19 protein-coding genes and 1 rRNA gene are annotated in these 18,838 nt (G+C 60.2%); 6 read left to right on the top strand and 14 right to left on the bottom strand.

Features of this window, described 5'->3' with window-relative positions; all coding sequences use genetic code 11:
* From QKE52_RS11460 to QKE52_RS11445, 4 genes are all read right to left on the bottom strand, one after another.
* Positions 1–187: ribosomal RNA gene (locus QKE52_RS11460) — 16S ribosomal RNA — on the bottom strand; the annotation flags it as partial.
* 587 nt (positions 188–774) lie between these two features.
* Positions 775–1,761, bottom strand: coding sequence for a hypothetical protein (locus QKE52_RS11455; RefSeq protein ID WP_347948843.1), 987 nt, complete (start codon positions 1,759–1,761; stop codon positions 775–777).
* Positions 1,761–2,561, bottom strand: coding sequence for an ATP-binding cassette domain-containing protein (locus QKE52_RS11450; protein WP_070745174.1), 801 nt, complete (start codon positions 2,559–2,561; stop codon positions 1,761–1,763). The genes QKE52_RS11455 and QKE52_RS11450 overlap by 1 nt, the downstream gene beginning before the upstream one ends.
* The gene (locus QKE52_RS11445; RefSeq protein ID WP_070745177.1) at positions 2,558–2,932 is read right to left on the bottom strand and encodes a GntR family transcriptional regulator; all 375 of its coding nucleotides are present in this window, start codon (positions 2,930–2,932) and stop codon (positions 2,558–2,560) included. The genes QKE52_RS11450 and QKE52_RS11445 overlap by 4 nt, the downstream gene beginning before the upstream one ends.
* Before the next feature lie 226 nt (positions 2,933–3,158).
* Here QKE52_RS11445 and QKE52_RS11440 point away from each other — a divergent pair, with 226 nt between their 5' ends.
* Positions 3,159–4,397 carry an NYN domain-containing protein gene (locus tag QKE52_RS11440; RefSeq protein WP_347948841.1) on the top strand — a complete coding sequence of 413 codons (1,239 nt, stop codon included), beginning with the start codon at positions 3,159–3,161 and terminating at the stop codon, positions 4,395–4,397.
* Between the two features lie 107 nt (positions 4,398–4,504).
* On the opposite strand, the gene QKE52_RS11435 is transcribed toward QKE52_RS11440, so the two are convergent.
* Together QKE52_RS11435 and trxA are read right to left on the bottom strand one after the other, a co-directional pair.
* Positions 4,505–5,320 (bottom strand): PspA/IM30 family protein, encoded by an 816-nt coding sequence (locus QKE52_RS11435; RefSeq protein ID WP_347948840.1) that lies wholly within the window; start codon positions 5,318–5,320, stop codon positions 4,505–4,507.
* Positions 5,321–5,475: 155 nt separating this feature from the next.
* Positions 5,476–5,841: a thioredoxin gene (gene trxA / locus QKE52_RS11430; protein WP_046648797.1), complete on the bottom strand. Its 366-nt coding sequence runs from the start codon at positions 5,839–5,841 to the stop codon at positions 5,476–5,478.
* A gap of 146 nt (positions 5,842–5,987) precedes the next feature.
* Between trxA and QKE52_RS11425 the strand changes: the two genes are divergently transcribed.
* From QKE52_RS11425 to QKE52_RS11410, 4 genes are read left to right on the top strand one after another with little or no spacing between them, the layout of a single operon-like run.
* Positions 5,988–6,188, top strand: coding sequence for a heavy-metal-associated domain-containing protein (locus QKE52_RS11425; RefSeq protein WP_102234466.1), 201 nt, complete (start codon positions 5,988–5,990; stop codon positions 6,186–6,188).
* Positions 6,189–6,193: 5 nt separating this feature from the next.
* Positions 6,194–8,365 carry a heavy metal translocating P-type ATPase gene (locus QKE52_RS11420; RefSeq protein WP_347948839.1) on the top strand — a complete coding sequence of 724 codons (2,172 nt, stop codon included), beginning with the start codon at positions 6,194–6,196 and terminating at the stop codon, positions 8,363–8,365.
* Positions 8,366–8,376: 11 nt separating this feature from the next.
* The gene (locus QKE52_RS11415) at positions 8,377–9,711 is read left to right on the top strand and encodes an MFS transporter (RefSeq protein ID WP_144014009.1); all 1,335 of its coding nucleotides are present in this window, start codon (positions 8,377–8,379) and stop codon (positions 9,709–9,711) included.
* 28 nt (positions 9,712–9,739) lie between these two features.
* The gene (locus tag QKE52_RS11410; protein ID WP_046648819.1) at positions 9,740–10,204 is read left to right on the top strand and encodes a VanZ family protein; all 465 of its coding nucleotides are present in this window, start codon (positions 9,740–9,742) and stop codon (positions 10,202–10,204) included.
* A gap of 1 nt (position 10,205) precedes the next feature.
* On the opposite strand, the gene dnaB is transcribed toward QKE52_RS11410, so the two are convergent.
* The 8 genes from dnaB to QKE52_RS11370 form a co-directional block, all read right to left on the bottom strand.
* Positions 10,206–11,630 (bottom strand): replicative DNA helicase, encoded by a 1,425-nt coding sequence (gene dnaB / locus QKE52_RS11405; RefSeq protein ID WP_046648794.1) that lies wholly within the window; start codon positions 11,628–11,630, stop codon positions 10,206–10,208.
* 667 nt (positions 11,631–12,297) lie between these two features.
* Positions 12,298–12,750 (bottom strand): 50S ribosomal protein L9, encoded by a 453-nt coding sequence (gene rplI / locus QKE52_RS11400; RefSeq protein WP_010187895.1) that lies wholly within the window; start codon positions 12,748–12,750, stop codon positions 12,298–12,300.
* Positions 12,751–12,796: 46 nt separating this feature from the next.
* Positions 12,797–13,390 (bottom strand): single-stranded DNA-binding protein, encoded by a 594-nt coding sequence (locus QKE52_RS11395; RefSeq protein ID WP_046648793.1) that lies wholly within the window; start codon positions 13,388–13,390, stop codon positions 12,797–12,799.
* A 51-nt stretch (positions 13,391–13,441) separates the two neighbouring features.
* Positions 13,442–13,732, bottom strand: coding sequence for a 30S ribosomal protein S6 (rpsF, locus tag QKE52_RS11390; protein WP_175973876.1), 291 nt, complete (start codon positions 13,730–13,732; stop codon positions 13,442–13,444).
* Between the two features lie 147 nt (positions 13,733–13,879).
* A complete protein-coding gene (locus QKE52_RS11385) occupies positions 13,880–14,062 on the bottom strand; it encodes a hypothetical protein (RefSeq protein ID WP_046648791.1) in 183 nt (60 codons plus the stop codon).
* Entirely contained in the window at positions 14,059–15,414 is a 1,356-nt protein-coding gene (locus QKE52_RS11380; protein WP_070547069.1) for a glycosyltransferase 87 family protein, read from the bottom strand. Before QKE52_RS11380 ends, QKE52_RS11385 begins: the two co-directional genes overlap by 4 nt.
* 63 nt (positions 15,415–15,477) lie before the next feature.
* Positions 15,478–17,706: a transglycosylase domain-containing protein gene (locus tag QKE52_RS11375; protein ID WP_347948838.1), complete on the bottom strand. Its 2,229-nt coding sequence runs from the start codon at positions 17,704–17,706 to the stop codon at positions 15,478–15,480.
* Between the two features lie 76 nt (positions 17,707–17,782).
* Entirely contained in the window at positions 17,783–18,142 is a 360-nt protein-coding gene (locus tag QKE52_RS11370) for a DUF5318 family protein (RefSeq protein ID WP_084739001.1), read from the bottom strand.
* Positions 18,143–18,313: 171 nt separating this feature from the next.
* On the opposite strand from QKE52_RS11370, the gene QKE52_RS11365 reads away from it, so the two are divergent.
* Complete coding sequence (locus tag QKE52_RS11365) at positions 18,314–18,793, top strand: MarR family winged helix-turn-helix transcriptional regulator (RefSeq protein WP_046648788.1); 480 nt, start codon at positions 18,314–18,316, stop codon at positions 18,791–18,793.
* Positions 18,794–18,838: the final 45 nt, after the last annotated feature.

Below are 18,838 nucleotides of genomic sequence, written 5' to 3'. Positions count from 1 at the left end.
GGCAGTTCATATCCGGTATTAGACCCAGTTTCCCAAGCTTATCCCAGAGTGCAAGGCAGATCACCCACGTGTTACTCACCCGTTCGCCACTCGAGTACCCCAGCAAGCTGAGGCCTTTCCGTTCGACTTGCATGTGTTAAGCACGCCGCCAGCGTTCGTCCTGAGCCAGGATCAAACTCTCCACAAAAAAGGCCGTGAAAAGCCCAAACCTAACAAAAAGAACAAACCAAACCGCGTGATGCGAACGCAACACGCACACACCACGCAGACTGGCTATCCAAAAATTACATAAAGAAAAAATCCAAACCAACCCCCAACCCGACGAGGATAAAAAGGAGGCTGGCCCGTTAGAAGATTTAAACCATACGCCCAAACAACTTATGTTATTTACAATGACGCCGCTAAAGGAAAAGCGCCATCCGGCATACACCAACCGCAACACACATACAACGCATCACGGCCAGAACAAAAAATCAACCAACAAAAAAGTACATTGGCACACTATTGAGTTCTCAGACATCGTCACCACACAGTCATACGGACCGCCTTGAGCGAAACGCAGTACTGCGAGTAAAGAAAATATTTGTTGTCAGGGCCTGTTTTCCTACCGCCACTCTCCAAGAACCTCAGTTCCTGTGGGGCGCTGTCGGTCGCGCTGACTCATATAAAGTTACACACGGCCTCGAGGAAACACAAATTTGCACGTCATCGTAGGTTTTCAGGCGCCTAAAGGTGCGCTTAAACGCACCTTCAAGGTCGCTCTGCGGACAGCACCTAGCGCATCCCGAACCAGCCCATAAGCCCCGGCGTAAATACGTTTGCTTTCTGCGCCACCCGTGGGAGCACAGCTGCCCATGCCAAGTAGAGAACACCCATCCCGGCCAGCGACCACCACACAGAGATCTCAGAGTTAAGTAGCCACGCAAGCAACACGGCAGCAACGGCTCCGGCCGTGACAGCCGTATAGGGCCATGTCCCTTTGTCGGTTATCGCGAAGCTCACGAGAACAGCAGCCGCTGCGAGAGGAACAAGGGTGAATCCGGCGAGGTTTCCAGTCCACAAAAGCATCACCACATCAGTGATAGCTCCCAGGCCCACCGGAATCGCGGTGCACAACAATGTCACTTTGGACCAGGTTGCACGCGGCACGCCAAAGGCCACTGCATCTTTGAGTGAGCTGCGGATTGAATCAGCAACTAGTGGCAGGACAATCAACGTAACAATGGCACCCACGATGCCCACGCCGGTATCCCACAGCTTGATCACCACGATGGCTATCGCCGTTGCGATGGCTACACCAATCGCAGCCCACATCCACGCGCGAGCTTGAGGGCGCAAGACAATTTGGGAGACCGGGGACGCTGAGAACCAGCCGGTCGAAGAATCACCATCGCTACCTACGATGAGGGAGCTAGTGGTCAGTCGTGATGGCTCGACGCGCTTGGCCATGCAGAATAACCACGCTGCCGTTGGCGCTATGAGGACCCACCACGGGAAAGCCCAGGGTGCGCTGACCAGAATGAGCACAAGCGTCAGGGTGGCATTGATGCGCCGGTGTCCGTTCCATACACGGGTACTGAGGCCAAAGGTCAGATAACGCGTGAAGTCAGGCTGCGAAAGGTAAACCATAAGGACCATAAAGAGTGAGTAACCAATGGCCCACTCGTGCCCGCGGCCCATTCCCAGCACCGGAAGGATGACAATCCACAAAGCGTAGAAGAAGCTGTTCCAGCTCAGCGCCATATGCCTATAGAGCTTCATCACGCCTCCCCCAATGCCAGCACTGCCTGCTCGAGGGATACCTCGGTGGCACGCAGCCCCATTTCCTGGGCCATGTCGAAGACGTTGGCGGTGTGGTTGGGGCGGGCGTCGACAAGTGCGCGGTCCGCCACGGCGGAGCTTTCGCGCTCAAGCACCGGGAGCTGCAGGCGCCCCAGCGCGCGATCGAGGGTTTCGGCAGAGCCAGTGAGCTGGACGACGCCTTCGATGAACTCATCGATGGGGCCGGACAGCGGGTTCTCCCCCATCAGCGCCACGGTATCGAGCAAACCGGAAAGCTCGTTGAGGTGATGGGTGGAGACGATAATGGTGCGACCATGCTCTTCGCGCAAGACGTCATAGAAAACCTCCCGCTTAGCGGCGTCGAGGCCGAGATAGGGCTCGTCGAGAAGCATGTACGGCACCCCCGAGGCCACCGCAACGATGAAGCTCGCCGCCGATTTCTGACCACGGGAAAGACCCGAGTAGTTCTTCATCGGAAGCTCGAAGCGCTCGACCAGCTCCTCAGCGCGCGCTGCGCTCCACGTGGGCCAACGCAGACTTGCCACGGTGAAGACCTTCTTCACGTTCCAACCTTCAGGCAGTGGGTTATCTATGCCCATGAGGACAACCTTGTTGAGGACTTTTTCATTGTCATAGGGCTTGTCACCGTCGACCTTGACGCCAGAGCCATTCAGCTGGCCAGCAATCTTACGCAGCAAAGTGGTCTTGCCAATGCCGTTGGGGCCAACGAGGCCATGCGTGAGGCCGTCGTCGAAGGTGAAGTGCGGGGTAGAAATCATGAGTAGAGTCCTCGACTTTCTGCGACAAGGTCGATGAGGTCATGGAGTTGCTTGCGGGTATAGCCCAGGTGCACGGCTTCGTCAATAAGCGGTGCGGCGTATTCAGCCGCAAAGTCTTGGCGACGCCGCGCCCGGATAAGGCCTGCGGCACCAGAGGTGACGAACATGCCGATACCTCGGCGTTTTTCGAGGATTCCGAGATCCACGAGGAGGGTCAGGCCCTTGCGGGCGGTGGCGGGGTTGATGCTGTGGAAGGCTGCGAGCTCATTCGTGGACGGCGCCTGGGCACCCTCAGCAAGGGTGCCCTCAATGATGGCGTCCTCGATGAGCACCGCTATCTGACGGAAGAGCGGCTGCGCGGAGTTATCCATGCAGTCCCCCTAGTTGGTTGGTTACTCATGTAGCTAACCATATAACCAACCCTGCGACCTCCGCAAGACTTCCACCCAACACCTTTATTACCTGGGAATTCCCTCAAGACTATCGACGTTTTGTGACTAATGGGGCACACTGGAATACACCGGCCCTAGGCTGGAAGACCTCACAGAAGTGACCTAAGAAAATTAGTTAGAAGAAATAGAACGGAATTTAGGAGCCATGCTTGAACGAACACTTGTCTTCGTCGACACGTCATATCTACTCGCCAGTTTCTATAACTCATGGGAAACGGGTGCCCGAGCCCAGCTAGAGATTGATTTACCCGAAGTAGTCAGCTCCCTTGGTTCCATGATTGAGAACCAGGTTGGAAACCGCATTCACCGCCAATACTGGTACGACGGAATCCCCGACACCGGGCCCCACCGCTACCAGCGAGCGTTGCGCGTCTGCGATGGCGTGCAACTGCGCACCGGCCAACTCATCGAATGGGGCGAGCGCCGCACCCAAAAAGCGGTGGATACTCGCCTTGTCGCTGACATGATCGTCTCCGCCATGAAGGGCCAAGTCACGGACTTTGTTTTGGTCTCCGGCGATGCCGACATGATCCCCGGCGTTCAGGAGGCCGTCAATAACGGCGTGCGCGTGCACCTCTACGGCTTCGGCTGGGATTCAATGTCTTCCGCTCTGCGCCATGCGTGTGATTCCACCACAATCCTTGATCCGCGCGAGGACTTCGCCGATGCAATGGAGCTCGAGGTTCTCGAAGGCCCGCTGCCGCCGACCATTCGCGAACCCCACAATTCCGAGGACGGCAACGAGGAAGTGAGCGATGCCGCTAGCGAACTCGCGCCGGAATGCGACGAACCTACCGAGGCGCAAGCCGCCTTCCCCTCCGCGCCAAAGCCTGGGCCTGCAACACCTTCCGCCGCAGCGCAAGACGTGGCTGCCACCGCCTCGCACCCGGAGTCGGCTGCACCGAGCGCCCCCACCGACGAAGAAGAGCCCGCCCCCTGCGGCGAACAAACCACAAAGCCCAGCGCCGCGGATCAGAAGCCCACGGACTCAGAAGAGGAAACGGGCACCGAAGCCCCGAAGCCTGCTCCCAAGCCTGCAGCGCCAAAGCCGTCGATGATGGCGCCGCGCCGCAAGCTGCGCTCGAAGTACGTTCCGCTCCCCGAAGAAGTGTGGAGCTCCGCCGGCTTCCAGTCCCCCTTTGACGTGGGGCAGCAATATGCCTCGTGGTGGTTCGACAACGCCGCGAGCGCCGATCAGCGCGACCAGGCCCACCTGCTCTCGGGCGGTGGCCTGCCACCGGAGATCGATCGCCCACTGCTGCAGTTCGCCTGTGAAACGCTGCACGAGTACACGCTCACCGAAACCCAGCGCGTCAACCTGCGCGATGGCTTTCATTCGGGCATCCGCGGCGTGCTCATCAATATCCGCCGCCAAGATAGCTAAAACACCACAGGGACCTTTGAGAGCATAAGGTGCTGAAACACCCAGACCGCGCTATGCGGCCCACTCTCAAAGGTCCCTTTTCTATACGGTGATGTGCTCCGCGGTGGCTACTGCTTACCCTCGGCGGTGTCCGATTCGGAACCAGCACCAGCTTCGGTGCCGGCCTCAAGCGCTTGGTCGCTGGCGAAGGGAGAACCTTCGATCTCCTTATTCTTGGCCATCTCGGCGCGAATCTCGTCCAAGCGGGACGCGGCGGCCATATCGTGGCCCGCGGCCGAAATCTCCTGAATCCGGCTGCCGCCAGCTGCCTGGTGCAGCTCCTGAGCGCCGAGAGCATCGGCGTAGCGCTTCTCAATCTTGGCGCGTACCGAATCCAGCGTCGGCGTGGATTCATCGGGCTTGAGCTCGTTCATAGAGTCCAAGGCCTCAGCGTTCTTTTCCTGCATCGCTGCCTGATCTGCCTGGGACAGCAACTGGTCCACCTGTGCGAGCTGCTCCTTAAGGCGGGCCTCCGACTGCTGCTGCTGTGCCTTCGCCTGCTCGGCAGCCTGGCTAGCCGCCTCGTGCTGCGTTTTCAGGTTAGCCAGCTCGTTTTCCACGGCGACCAGCTGGCTCGCCACGACCTCTGCCGCCTGGTTGTACTCGGCGGCCTTCTGCGGATCCTCAGAGGCATCCGCCAACTCCAGCGCCCGGCGGGTCTGATCCTGGTAATCCTGCTGGGTCTTCACCAGGCGGTTGAGCTGCATTTCCAACTGGGTCTTGCGTCCAATAATCTCCGCTGCGTGTTCGGAAATCTCGCGATGCTGCTTCTTCGCGCCTTCCACGGCCTGCTGGATCTGGACCTTGGGGTCAGCATTCTCATCGATCTTCTGATCGAAAGAAGCCATCACATACTTCCAGCCTTTGCTAAATGGATTTGCCATCGCACTCACTCCTTTGTGGTTCCTGCAGCAGTAGTTAATGCAGCTCTTATTGGTGCCCTATATAAAAAGACGCTTTCCTGCGAGTGTAGCGATACTCACAGGAAAGCGCGCGCGGCAGGCCGCCGGGCCCCGCCGCAGACAAGGACTAACCAGTTCTATTCCGCCTGCTGGCTCTCCACCTGGGCGCGGACCTCGTCCATGTCGAGGGCCTTAACCTGGCCAATGAGATCCTCCAGTGCCGCCGGCGGCAGGGCACCAGCCTCGCGGAAGACCAGGATGCCATCGCGGAACACCATCAAGGTGGGGATGGACTGAATCTGCAGCTTCGCGGATAGCTCCTGGTTGGCCTCGGTATCCAGCTTGGCAAACGTGGCATCGGGATGCTCTTCGGATGCCTTCTCAAAGACTGGGCCGAAGCGCTTGCACGGGCCGCACCATTCCGCCCAAGCATCGACGAGCGTAATGCCGTCGCCGGAAACAGTCTCCTGGAACGTGTCTTCAGTGATGTCAATCGTTGCCATGTCTTTTCCTATCTATCTCGGGGATAATTGTCAGTTCTACCAACCCTCAACGGTACACAAAGCTTGATTATTCCTTGCCCACATACCCCAGGGGGGTATATCCTCGACAGTGGCATTAACCCCCAAGGTAAGGAGAAGGATCCACCATGAGCACCACAACCTACACCGTTACCGGCATGACCTGTGGCCACTGCGAGCTTTCCGTCAAGGAAGAGATCTCAGAGATCAGTGGCGTCACCGACGTTACTGCCGACCACACCACCGGCGCCGTTACGGTTTCCGGGGAGGGCTTTAGCGACGACCAGGTCGCCGCCGCCGTCGCCGAAGCCGGCTACGAGTTGGCCTAAGCGCTATGACTACCCGCCTCACCCTCGGCATCACCGGGATGACCTGCACGTCGTGTTCCTCCCGCGTCGAGCGCAAGCTCAACAAGCTCGACAACGTTGAAGCCACGGTCAACTTCGCTACGGAGTCCGCCTCCGTGAGTTATGACCCTGCAACGACGACGCCTGCCGATCTCATCGACGTCGTCGAAGGCGCAGGCTACGGAGCATTCACCGTGGATGGTGAGGGGGAGGCGTCGGCAAGCACGGCGGAGGACGCCCGCGAGAGCGAAGCCTCCGACATCCTGCAGCGCACCCTGCTCTCCGCGGCGCTCTCACTGCCGGTGATGCTGCTTTCCATGGTCCCGGCCCTGCAGTTTCAGCATTGGCAGTGGGCCTGCTTGATGCTCACGACGCTTGTCTATGTCATCGGCGGAGCACCCTTCCACCGGGCCACCTGGGCCAATCTCAAGCATGGCGCCGCCACGATGGATACTCTCATCACGTTGGGCACCACCGCCGCCTTTGGCTGGTCGCTCTACGCGCTCTTCTTCGGCGATGCCGGGATGCCCGGCATGACCATGCACATGACGCTGCACTCCAATGACGCGCAGATGGACCATATTTATCTCGAGTCCGTCGGCATGGTTATCACGTTCCTGCTGCTTGGACGATGGTTTGAGCTCAAAGCTAAGGGGCGCTCCTCCGAAGCGCTCACCACGCTGCTGACCATGGGAGCTAAGGAAGCCACCGTGCTTCGCGACGGTACCGAAACCCGCATTCCCGCCAGCGAGCTCCACGTGGACGATGTTTTTGTGGTGCGCCCCGGCGAGAAGATCGCCACCGATGGCGTGGTCCTCGACGGCCATTCCGCCGTGGACGAATCCCTTCTCACCGGCGAGTCAATGCCGGTTGAGGTTTCTCCCGGCAGCACGGTAACGGGCGCGACCATCAACGCCTCTGGGCGGCTTGAGGTGCGCGCCACCCGCGTCGGGTCCGACACCGTCTTGGCCCAGATGGGTGCACTCGTCACCGCAGCCCAGACCTCGAAGGCACCGGTCCAGCGCCTCGCGGACCGTATCGCCGCCGTCTTTGTCCCCATCGTCATCGGCATCGCGCTCCTCGCGCTCCTGGCACACCTGTGGGTCGGCGGCGTCGCCCCGGCCTTCGTGGCCGCCGTGTCTGTGCTCATCATCGCCTGCCCGTGCGCCATGGGATTGGCGACGCCCACCGCAATCCTCGTCGGCACTGGGCGCGGCGCCGAACTGGGAATCCTCATCAAGGGCCCGGAGATTTTGGAATCGACCCGCCAGATCGACACCATCGTTCTGGACAAGACCGGCACCATCACCGAAGGCCAGATGTCGGTGGGAGCAGTCCAACCTACGGCAGGACGCACGCAGCAGGAAGTTCTCCGCCTCGCGGCCGCCGCGGAACAGGGTTCCGAGCACCCCATCGCACGAGCCATCCGCACAGCCTACGACGATGAGCTCCCCGCGGCCGAGGGCTTCCATGAGCTTCCCGGCCAGGGAATCGAGGCAACGATTGAGGGCTCCCGGGTGCGGGTGGGCCGGCCGCCTGCGGGCTATGACGGCACCGGGACGCAGGTGGGCGTCTACGTGGACGATGACCTGGTGGGAACCATCGAGCTACAGGATCGCATCAAGGAATCCTCCGCCGCCGCCATCGCCGCAATGCACAAGCTAGGGCTTACACCCCACCTACTCACCGGGGACAACGCCGGCGCGGCGCATACAGTGGCGCGGGCCGTTGGCATTGATGATGCCAACGTGACAGCGGAGGTCATGCCCGCAGACAAGGTAGAGACTATCGCTCGACTGCAGGAGCAGGGGCGGACCGTGGCCATGGTGGGCGATGGCGTCAACGACGCCGCGGCGCTCGCGCAGGCGGACCTCGGAATCGCGATGGGTGCGGGAGCCGACGTGGCCATCGAGGCCTCCGACATCACGGTGATGAACAACGACCTGCGCTCCGTTGCAGAGGCGGTGCGGCTCGCGCGCAGTACCCTGCGCATCATCAAGGGCAACCTTTTTTGGGCCTTCGCCTATAATATTATTCTTCTTCCCGTGGCAGCGTTCGGGCTGCTCAACCCCCTATTGGCGGGGTTGGCAATGGCTCTGAGCTCAGTCTTTGTGGTGACCAATTCTTTGCGACTTAAAAGCTTTACCCCCGCGGAGTAAGCTTAGCCTGCATGAATCGTCTTGATCATCGCTCTGTCTCACGCACGGAGAGGCTCGACCGCCTTCCCGTCACTGGAAAACACAAACGTCTCCTCTTTGGCTCCGGCATCGGCTGGGCGCTCGATGCCATGGACGTGGGCCTCATCTCCTTCATCATGGCCGCTCTGGCCGTGCACTGGGGGATCACGCCGACCCAGTCCTCGTGGCTGGCGTCCGTGGGCTTCATCGGCATGGCCTTGGGTGCCACCTTCGGCGGCCTCTTGGCCGATAAGTTCGGCCGCCGCCACATCTTTGCGCTAACCCTGCTGGTCTACGGCCTCGCGACGGGCGCTTCTGCCCTAGCAACGGGCCTCACACTCCTCATCATCCTGCGCTTCTTCATCGGACTTGGCCTCGGCGCCGAGCTGCCGGTGGCCTCCACGCTGATCTCCGAGTTCGCACCCCTCAAGGTCCGCGGGCGCATGGTGGTCTTGCTGGAGGCCTTCTGGGCCGTGGGCTGGATCCTCGCTGCGGTAATTGGAACGTTCGTCGTGGGGGCGTCGGAAAGCGGCTGGCGCTGGGCCCTAGCACTCGGCATGGTGCCCGCGCTCTATGCCCTCTATGTGCGCCTTCACTTGCCTGAATCAGTACGCTTCCTGGAGTCGAAGGGCCGCCACGAGGAAGCAGAAGAAATCGTCGCCTCCTTTGAGGCCGAGGTGGATGAGGCGGACATCGACCGCACGACCCCGGCACCGACCTACTCCGAGGAGGACGTCACCGCCACCAGCATCTGGTCGAAATCCCTGCGCGGGCGCACGCTGGCGCTGTGGACCATCTGGTTCTGCGTCAACCTGTCTTACTACGGCGCCTTCATTTGGATTCCGTCGCTGCTTGTCGCGGACGGTTTCTCCCTGGTGAAGTCCTTCAGCTTCACGCTGATTATCACCCTGGCCCAGCTGCCCGGCTACGCCGCAGCGGCCTGGCTCATCGAGGTCTGGGGACGCCGCTCGACCCTGGCGACCTTCCTCGTGGGCTCTGCCCTGTCCGCCGGATTCTTTGGCTTCGCCAACACTGAGGCCATGATCATCCTGGCTGGTTGCCTGCTGTCTTTCTTCAACCTCGGCGCGTGGGGCGCGCTATACGCCATCGGCCCGGAGCTCTACCCCACCGCTCTGCGCGGGCGCGGTACTGGTGCGGCCGCGGGCTTCGGCCGACTCGCCTCCATCCTGGCGCCGCTTATCGTTCCGCCGCTCATCGCGGTGGCGGGCACGGGCTGGCTCTTCGTGCTGTTCGCAGCGGCCTTCGGCATCGCGGCCTTCGCGGCGCTGACCCTGCCAGAGTTCAAGGGTCGGGCCCTTGCTCAATAGGGTCGCCCTTGGCGCGTGGGTCGCGGTCATGGTCGCGCTCACCACGCTCAAGCCCTTCTACCAGATCGGCTACCTCTGGAAGCCGGAGAACCAGCGGGTCCGCGACCTGCGCTTGGTGCCGCTTGATGAGTTCTCCGGCGGCACCTGGTTTGGCCCGCTTTTTGAGTATGCGGGCAATACCGCCTTCTTCATTCCTTTTGGCATGCTCGTCTTCAGCATGTGCCGGTCAATCAAGGCCACTGCCGCATGGGGCTTCGCGCTGAGCTTGGCACTGGAAACAGCGCAGTATGCATTCACGCTCGGGCGCACTGATATTGATGACCTCATCTTCAATACCCTCGGCGCACTCATCGGCGCGGGGTTTGCCAGGCTGTGCGGCGAGCGCTTCTTCCCGGTGTGGCGGTGGCTGGCGCTCGCCGCGGCTGCGGTCTTCCTGGTCTTGGTCATCCTCGGCCCACGGTTGGGTGACCCCAACGCCGTGGTGGACCTGTAATTTAGCCGTGCGCCATGTTCACGAACTTGGAGTAGTGCAGCTGGTGCGCGACCTTCACCGTGTCGATCGGGCCGCCACGGTGCTTAGCCAGGATGATATCCGCCTCACCGGCACGGGGATCATCGCGGTCTTGTGAGTCCGGGCGGTAGAGCAGCATAACCATATCGGCGTCCTGCTCCAGCGAGCCGGACTCACGCAGATCCGCCAGCTGCGGCTTCTTATCGGTACGGGATTCTGGACCACGGTTCAGCTGCGAAATCGCAATGAGGGGAACCTCTAGCTCCTTGGCCAGCAACTTGAGCTGGCGCGAGAATTCTGAGACCTCTTGCTGGCGGGACTCCACCTTCTTGCCCGAAGACATCAGCTGCATATAGTCCAGCACAATGAGGTCGAGCCCGTGCTGCTGCTTGAGGCGGCGGGCCTTCGAGCGGATTTCCATCATGGTGAGGTTTGGGGAATCATCGATGAACAGGGGCGCATCCTGGATGCGATTGAGGGTGTCATCGATCTTGGCCCAATCCTCCGTGGACACGCGGCCACCGCGCATATCCGACAGCTTCACTTCCGCCTCCGCTGACAACAGGCGCATGACGATCTCGGAGGCAGACATCTCCAGGGAGAAAACCACAGAGGTCTTGTTGTGCTGCAGGGAGGCCGAGCGCATGAAGTCCATGGCCAGCGTGGACTTGCCCACGCCAGGGCGGGCGGCGACGATGATCATCTGGCCCGCACGCAGGCCATTGGTCAGGTTGTCGAGGTCGATGAACCCTGTGGGCACGCCGGACTCCACGCCGTTTTGCTGCAAGGCGGCGAGCTCATCGATCGTGGGGTCGATGAGATCACTCAGCGCACGGTAGTCCTCGGTGGTCTTCTTCTGCGCCACGGCGAATACTTCCTGCTGGGCGCGATCCAACACCGACTCGATCTCCATGTCTTCGGAGCCCTGGAAGCCGAGTTGGACGACTCTAGTACCGGCGTCCACCAGCTTGCGCAGCACCGCCTTCTCCGCGACAATCTCCGCGTAGTAGCGGGCGTTAGCCGCAGTGGGCACCGTGGCCAGCAGGGTATGCAGGTAGGGCGCACCGCCAACGCGCTCGAGGTTGTTATAGCGATCGAGACGGGCCGCGACAATCACCGCGTCAATATCCGTGCCCGCCGCGTAAAGATCGATCATGGCCTGGTAGATGAGCGTGTGCGCAGGATAGTAGAAGTCCTCCGGCTCCAGCTCCTCAATGACCTCCATGACTGTATTCGGGCTCAGGAGCATGGCGCCGAGAACGCCCTGTTCGGCCTCGCGGTCCGCGGGCGGCTGGCGAAATTCGCCGTAGCGCTTCGGTTCTTCCTGCCGGTAAGAGCGGCGAGGTTCCTCCTCTACCGGCTCCGGCGGCGGTGGAACGTGGTCGTCGTCAAAACTGGCATTAGTCATTGCTCATCAATCCCACCGTTCATTAGTCCCACCCTGGCCGTGCCTGAAGTTCTTACTCTTCTCCGCGCCGGACGGCCAAGCTTCGATGCAGTGCCAAGCGGCAACCGCGCGTAGTACACAACAGTGTAGCCGAGGGTCAAGACACTACCCCTTGGGCATAACTCTCACAGTTATCCACAGAGAGCTGTGGAATTCCCAGGTCAGCAAAGACTTGGTATGCAAAGCCAGAGGTCAGGGCTGTGGATAACTTTGCACCGCTGTGACCAGCGAAGTTTATTTCTGCAGGTCAAGGCGCGTTTTTTGAGATGTGAAAATACGCACAAATCCCGTGGAAAAGTAGGGGCATTACCCCGATATCGCCGCTACCAGCGGGTTAACACATGGCGGCATGAGTGAATTCACCGTTAACTGAACGCAGGTTTATCCACAGGCTGGGCGAGTTATCCACAGGCCGCGCTTGGCGACGTTTCCCTGCCTCCTGCGGTGCTAGATCCCCAAAAGGCGACCCCGCGTAAAACGGCGCAAGGCCGTGCTTCCTCTCACCACCTCACATAGTGAAAGGAGCACGGCCTTAAAGCCTTGCTGTTGTCTTAAGGTCACGTCCTGCGTACCGGCACCGCGCCTCACACGCGGGCGAACGGAGGGTGACCGTCGTGCGCCTTAATTCTTAGGCAGCGACGACCGAGAAGTTCACCTTGCCGATAACGTCAGCGTGCAGCTTCAGCTCGACTTGGTAGTTGCCGGTCTTCTTGACCAGGCCCTTGGGCAGCACAACGATGCGCTTGTCCAGCTTCGGGCCGCCAGCGGCGGCAACGGCGTTCACGATGTCCTCAGCGGACACGGAGCCGAAGAGCTTGCCGGACTCGGAGGTCTTCACGGGGACGTTAACGTCCTTGAGCTCCTCCAGCTGGGTACGGATCTCGCGTGCGTGGTCCAGGTCGCGGATTGCGCGAGCTTCCTGGGCGCGCTTGATGCCCTCGATCTGCTTCTCAGCACCGCGGGTAGCAACGATTGCCAGGCCGCGCGGAAGCAGGTAGTTACGTCCGTAGCCGTCCTTAACCTCTACAATTTCGCCGGGGGCGCCGAGGTTCTCAACGGCAGCGGTGAGGATCAGCTTCATGATCCCTGCCTTTCAATTGAGTTAAATGAATACTTGCGTGACAGTCTTAGAACGGGGGTTCTGCATCCGCACCACCAAAGCTTCCCGCTTGGGGTGCAGAATTCCACGGATCGTTACTCGGAGCCGACTGCTGCTGAGACTGCTGCGGGGCAGAGGACTGGGACTGGTTTCCAGAGAAACCGCCCTGGTTTCCGGAGAAACCACCTTGGTTGCCGCCGCCGTAGTTAGCACCACCCTGCTGCTGGCCACCGCCATAGTTGCCGCCGCCGTTGCCGGACTTGCGGTTAACCTGTGCGGATGCATAACGCAGGGACGGGCCGACCTCATCGACCTCGATTTCAAAAACAGTGCGGTTCTCGCCCTCACGGGTCTGGTAAGACCGCTGGCGCAAACGGCCAGTAACGATAACGCGCATGCCCTTGGTCAAGGTCTCCGCAACGTTTTCTGCGGCTTGGCGCCACACGTTGCAGGTGAGGAACATGGCCTCGCCGTCCTCCCACTGGGAAGTCTGCTGATTATAGCGACGCGGGGTGGAGGCAACACGGAAATTTGCCACTGCGGCACCCGCTGGGGTGAAGCGCAGTTCCGGGTCGGCCACAATGTTGCCGACAACCGTAATGTTGGTATCTCCCTGAGCCATGTCTTTACTCCTTAATATCGGTTACGTGGATTGCTCGAAACCCAGTATCCGCTATTTGCTGTCGGTGCGCAGAACCTTGGTACGCATAATGGAGTCGTTCAGGTTCAGACGGCGATCAAGCTCGAGAACCGAGTGGGATTCACACTCCAGCTCCACGACTGCGTAGATGCCCTCTTCCTTCTTGTTGATCGGGTATGCAAGACGGCGCTTGCCCCACACATCAACCTTTTCGACTTTGCCGCCATCCTTGCGGATCGTTTCGAGGAACTTGTCTAGGGACGGGGTTACGGTGCGCTCATCCTGGTTAGGATCCAGAATGATCATGACTTCGTAGTGACGCACGGACCTCATCACCTCCTATGGTCTAGTAATTGGTATCGGCCATATCACCTTTGCGGATATGGCAGGAGGGTCTGTTGCGTCAAGCAACCCTCACACAGTACCGCACTGACCGGCGGAAAAGGAAATCCCCCATCTCCTCGGCTGCCGCTAGTGGGTCGCCGCGACGAAGATCGCCGATCCCGCCGGGATCACCGTGAGAAACAGCAAAGCCAGCAAGCCCAGCACAACCGGCCAGGTGCGGTCTTGAGAGCGCTGAAACAGGTAGTAGGCGCTCAACACACAAAGGAAGCCCAGCGTGATGGAGACGATGCCCACGATGGTGATAGTCATCGTGCAAAATCCCCCGCCAACGGGTCCCTGCCGCCATGAGCGGCGCGGACCTTGTCCTCAGACTTGCCCCACATCTGGCGGATGATGAGCACACCGATGGCAATGATGAAGCCATCGCGCGTCAGCACCGCGATATCGAGCATCTCGTGCGGCAGACCCTTATTTTCCGAGCCGAGCATGTGCCAGGTGAGGATGGGCCAGAGGAGGGCGTCGGCAAGCGCCCAGCTAAAGATGAGCCGCCACCTGGGAAGGGCCAGGAGTGCCGGGACGACCAGCCACAGGGAGTACTGCGGGGACCACACCTTGTTGAAAATGAGGAAGGCCATGATGATGAGGTAGATCATTTCGGCTACTCGCGGCGCGCGCGGCGCCTTGAGACCCAGGATGGCAATCGCCCCGCAGCTCACCAGGAATGCCACGAGCGAGAAGGTGTTGAGGAATTCGGGCTCAAAGCTCACGCCCGTCACGCGGCTCAAGAGCGCATAGATCGTGGTCCATTCCGCACCGCGTTCTTGATTGAGCCGGAAGAATTCGCGCCAGGCCTCGGGGTAGGCGAGCGCCACGGGTAGGTTCACCACGAGCCACGTCACAGCGGTTGCCACGAACATCTTGAAGAAAGGCGCCCACCGCTTGTGGCGGATGGCCAACACCAGAAACGCGCCCAAGATAAACAGGGGCCACAGCTTGAATGCCGTGCCGAGCCCGATGAGAATGCCGGCGAGCCAGTTCTTGCGCTTTTTCACGGCGAGAAGGGCACCCACCATGAACGCTACCGACGGGATGTCCCAATTGGTGAAGGCGTGGATGACCACGAGCGGGCTGGCCGCCATGAGAATGGTATCCCATGCCCGGTTGCCCGTGAGCTGGAATACCATGACCACGGTGCCGACCCACACGAGGGACAAGATGAGCGTGGTCAGCCCAAAGTACCAACTGACCTCGGCCATACCAATCCACTCGACAGCCGGATACGTGGTGCGCGCCAGCCAGCCGACGACCCCCTGGAACAGGCCCGCCAGAACGGGGTATTCCATGTAGCGCGTGAGGTCTCCCTCCACCCAGGAGTAGGCATAGGGAAAGCCAGGTTGGTCCAAGCCGCGCCCACCATAGAGCGGCACGATGTCGTTATAACAAAAGGACGTGTACTGGCGGTTGCCATCCCAGTTCAGGCTGATGAGGCCGTCCTCGCCCCGGCGGCTGCCCGCACAGGTTGCCTTACTCAAGAATCCAAACGCCAGGAACGTCCACGCCAGCGTGATGATGACGCGCAGCGGCGTCCACCAACCAGAGTGGGACGAGCGGGCGAAACGCCCCGTCGGCCCGCCGAGGGCATTGACGGCGCCACGGGTCATCGATTCGGATGAGAGTGGGACAAGCTGCGAAGAAGTGTGATGGCTCACCGGGGGATCAATCTCCTATTGGCCAAGCAGTTGGTCGAGGCCATCTCCATTAAGGATGTCATCGAGCGAAGGTACTTCAGGGTTAGCGGGTTGCTCAGGTTGCTCAGGCTGGGCCGGCTGCTCTGGGCTACCGCCCTGACCCTCGTCGTGGTGCTCGCCGCCCTCGGCAGGTGCTTCCTCTTCACCCTCGGGACTGTCACTCTCCGGGCTTGCCGGCGTCTGGTTCCACGTGGTGGTCTGGCTCGGATCATAGACATATCCCGAGCCCCAGCTGCCGACGCCGTAGTTAATCGGGTAGGCCTGCGGGAAGGGCTGCTGCTCCACGTTGGCCAGAGAGGTGTCCAAGATGGACTTCCAGATCTTCGTCGGCGAGTTGGAGCCGTACATGATTCCACCCCACTGATTAAAGATCGCGGAGGTGTTGTCGGCCGTGCCTACCCACACTGCTGTAGCCAGCTGCGGCGTGGAACCGACCATCCACGCATCCTTGTTCTGGCCCGTATCGCCCAGCTGCGTCGTACCAGTCTTGGAGGCAGACGGGCGTCCGCCAGCTAGCGCACCATTGGACCATGCGGCAATTGGCTGCATCGCGGAGATCACGTTGTTGGCCACGTTGGCGGAGACACGGCGTTCACCGCCGTCGGTCGGGTTCTCGTAGAGGACTTCGCCGGCAGCGTTTTCTACCTTTTCCACGAAGTGCGGCTGATGCCATATGCCTTGGTTGGTCAAGGTGGCCATTGCCGTCGCTATATCGAGCGGACGCGACTGGTACTGGCCCAGCACGATGCCCTCGTACGGCGTTCCACCATTTTCAGTGAGGGTCTTTTCAATCCCCGGAAGACTGCGCGGCACGCCCAACGCATGCGCCATATCCGCGGTGTCCTGCGTCTTGTTTTCCAAGTCATCCTGGAGGCGCAGGAAGGACGTGTTATAAGAATTCTTCATTGCCTCAGCGATGGAGCAGCTACCGCAGCCGGCACCCACGTCGTTGGTCACGAGCTGCGATCCAGGCAGCTGGTAGGGCGCCGAGGAGTAATAAGTATTGAGATCGATGCCCTGCTGGAGCGCTGCGGCCAGGGTCATAATCTTGAAGGTTGAACCTGTCTGCAGCGGGGAATTGGCATAATCCCAGCCGTTGGAATCGTCACCGCCGTAGTAGCCACGCACGGCACCCGTGGCCGGGTCAATGGTGACTGCTGCCGCGCGTGCATCTTCCTGCAGCACTCCCAGCTCTGCGTGGGCGGCATCCGTCGATGCATTCTGGACGGTCATATCAATGGTCGTCGTCACCTTCAGACCACCGGTGGCCAGCTGATCCTCAGTGATGCCCACACGGGACAGCTCATCGATGACCTGGTTCTTGATGTGGCCATAAGCGCCTGGCGCTTCGGTGTAAGCGGAATACTCAGACGGATCGCGAGTTTCCGGGAAGACCAACTGATCGCGTTCAGCCTGATCCAGGTCACCCATCTCAACGAGGCCATCCATGACGTAGTCCCAACGAGCATGAGAACGTTCCTCATCTACCCACGGATCGAGGACAGACGGCGACTGGATAACACCCGCCAGCAGCGCGCCTTCTTCCTTAGTGAGGTCCTTGGCGTCCTTATTAAAGTACGCATTGGATGCAGCCTCGATGCCATACGCGTTGCGGCCGAAGTAGACCGTGTTGAGGTAGGCGTTGAGGATGTCCTCCTTGGACCATTCGTTGGTCATCTTCACCGAGTAGATGAGCTCACGAATCTTGCGGACGTAGGAGTACTCGTCACCAACGAGAGTATTCTTCACATACTGCTGAGTAATCGTCGAGCCACCACCGGCGGAAGCATCACCGGTGAGCTTGCCCAAGACGGCACGGCCCAGACCTGTAAAGGAAAAGCCCGAGTTGGTCCAGAACTCGCGGTCCTCGGCCGCGAGGACAGAATCCTCAACGTAATCCGGGATCTCATCCAGGGTCACCTGGCGGCGGTTGCCCTCCGGTGGAACTAGTTTGGCCAGCTGGGTTTCGCCGTCGCCGGCGACGATCGTGGAAATCTGGCTCGGCTGCAGCTCCTTGGGCTCGGGGACGTCGTATTGCGTATACGCGTACCCAAAGAGCAAGGCGGGGATGCCGACAATTACGAATAAGACAGCGAGCACAATCCACGGCCAGCGGCGTGTGCGGCCGGACGAACGCCTACTCCTGTGCGAGGCGCTCTTCTTGCGATTACCTGACTTTCGCCCGGAGGTTTCCTTCTCGGTCACTAATCCGTGTCCTCATCAATCCTGTACAGAAACTGTAAATACATGCAGCTTACCGGCGTGAACTGGGAAGCCAAAACTACCTTCGAGCATAGACCGTGGCCGCTCGAAGCAGATGATTCCAGCGGCATGCCGGGCACACTTCCACGAAATGCACTGTAAACTCCAGTCCCTCGGCCGCCATTTCTGCAATTTCCGCCGCGCTGCGCGCGCTTCCCGCACGGCGCTTTAAAGAGTCGCCATAAACCCAGCGGGTCAGTCGCAGCTCTTCTCCGCACACCGGGCAAGGCTTCTGCATGTCAACGCCATGATGCTCCGCCGCCGCGCGGAGGAGAAAACCAGCATCACACAATTCTTCGCGCGTCACTTTTCCCGCGCGAAGCTCACGCAGATGCTGTGCGCGCTCCCATTCATAGGAGACTTCGTTGCGGTAGGCCACTTCTGGCCTTGTCTTTGCAGACTCTGCCTTGGACGGAGAATTCACGCCGGACAGTGTAGTGCGGGCAGCGTCAACAATCTAGGCTCCCCTTGGGCACTTCGCGACGCAAAACCTAATTTTTTTAGTCAGCTAACTACCGCCGCGAGTGGATTGTAGCTACACTTATTTTCCATGAGTGAAGAAACTATCGAATCCCCGATCCCCTACGAGGACGCCCTGGATGTTGCCCGCCAGATCCAGCCCGCGCTCAATAAGCTCATGCTCATCTTCCAGCGCACAACGGAGGGCACGTCCCTAACCACCTCGCAGGTCTCGATCATGAATCAGCTGCGCCTGCGTGGGCCCTCTCGCGTCAGCACCATTGCCCAAGCAGAGCTAATCCGGATGCCCACCGCGTCCAATGCACTGTACCAATTGGAGCGCCAAGGCTTCGTGGAACGGCACCGCGACGAAAAGGACCGCCGCGGCGTTCTCGTCGCCCTCACCCAGCTCGGCGAATCCGAGCTGACCATCGTCTCCCGCCAGCGTGCGGCAGCTTTGGCCGAGATCCTGCGCTGGCTTGAACCGGAGGACATCAAGGACGCCAATTCTTTGGTCAACCTGATTTCCAAACTCGCGGATGTGTACCGCCCCACCATGGACGGAAAATAGACCAAAAAGCGCCGGTAGAACGGATTTTATTTTAAAGCGTGAAGG

This window comes from Corynebacterium sp. c25Ua_47 (genome assembly GCF_039907205.1).
In the GTDB taxonomy this organism is placed as follows: Bacteria; Actinomycetota; Actinomycetes; order Mycobacteriales; family Mycobacteriaceae; genus Corynebacterium; species Corynebacterium hiratae.
Note: the sequence above shows the minus strand (reverse complement) of the source record. Positions and strands in the feature narration are given on the sequence as shown.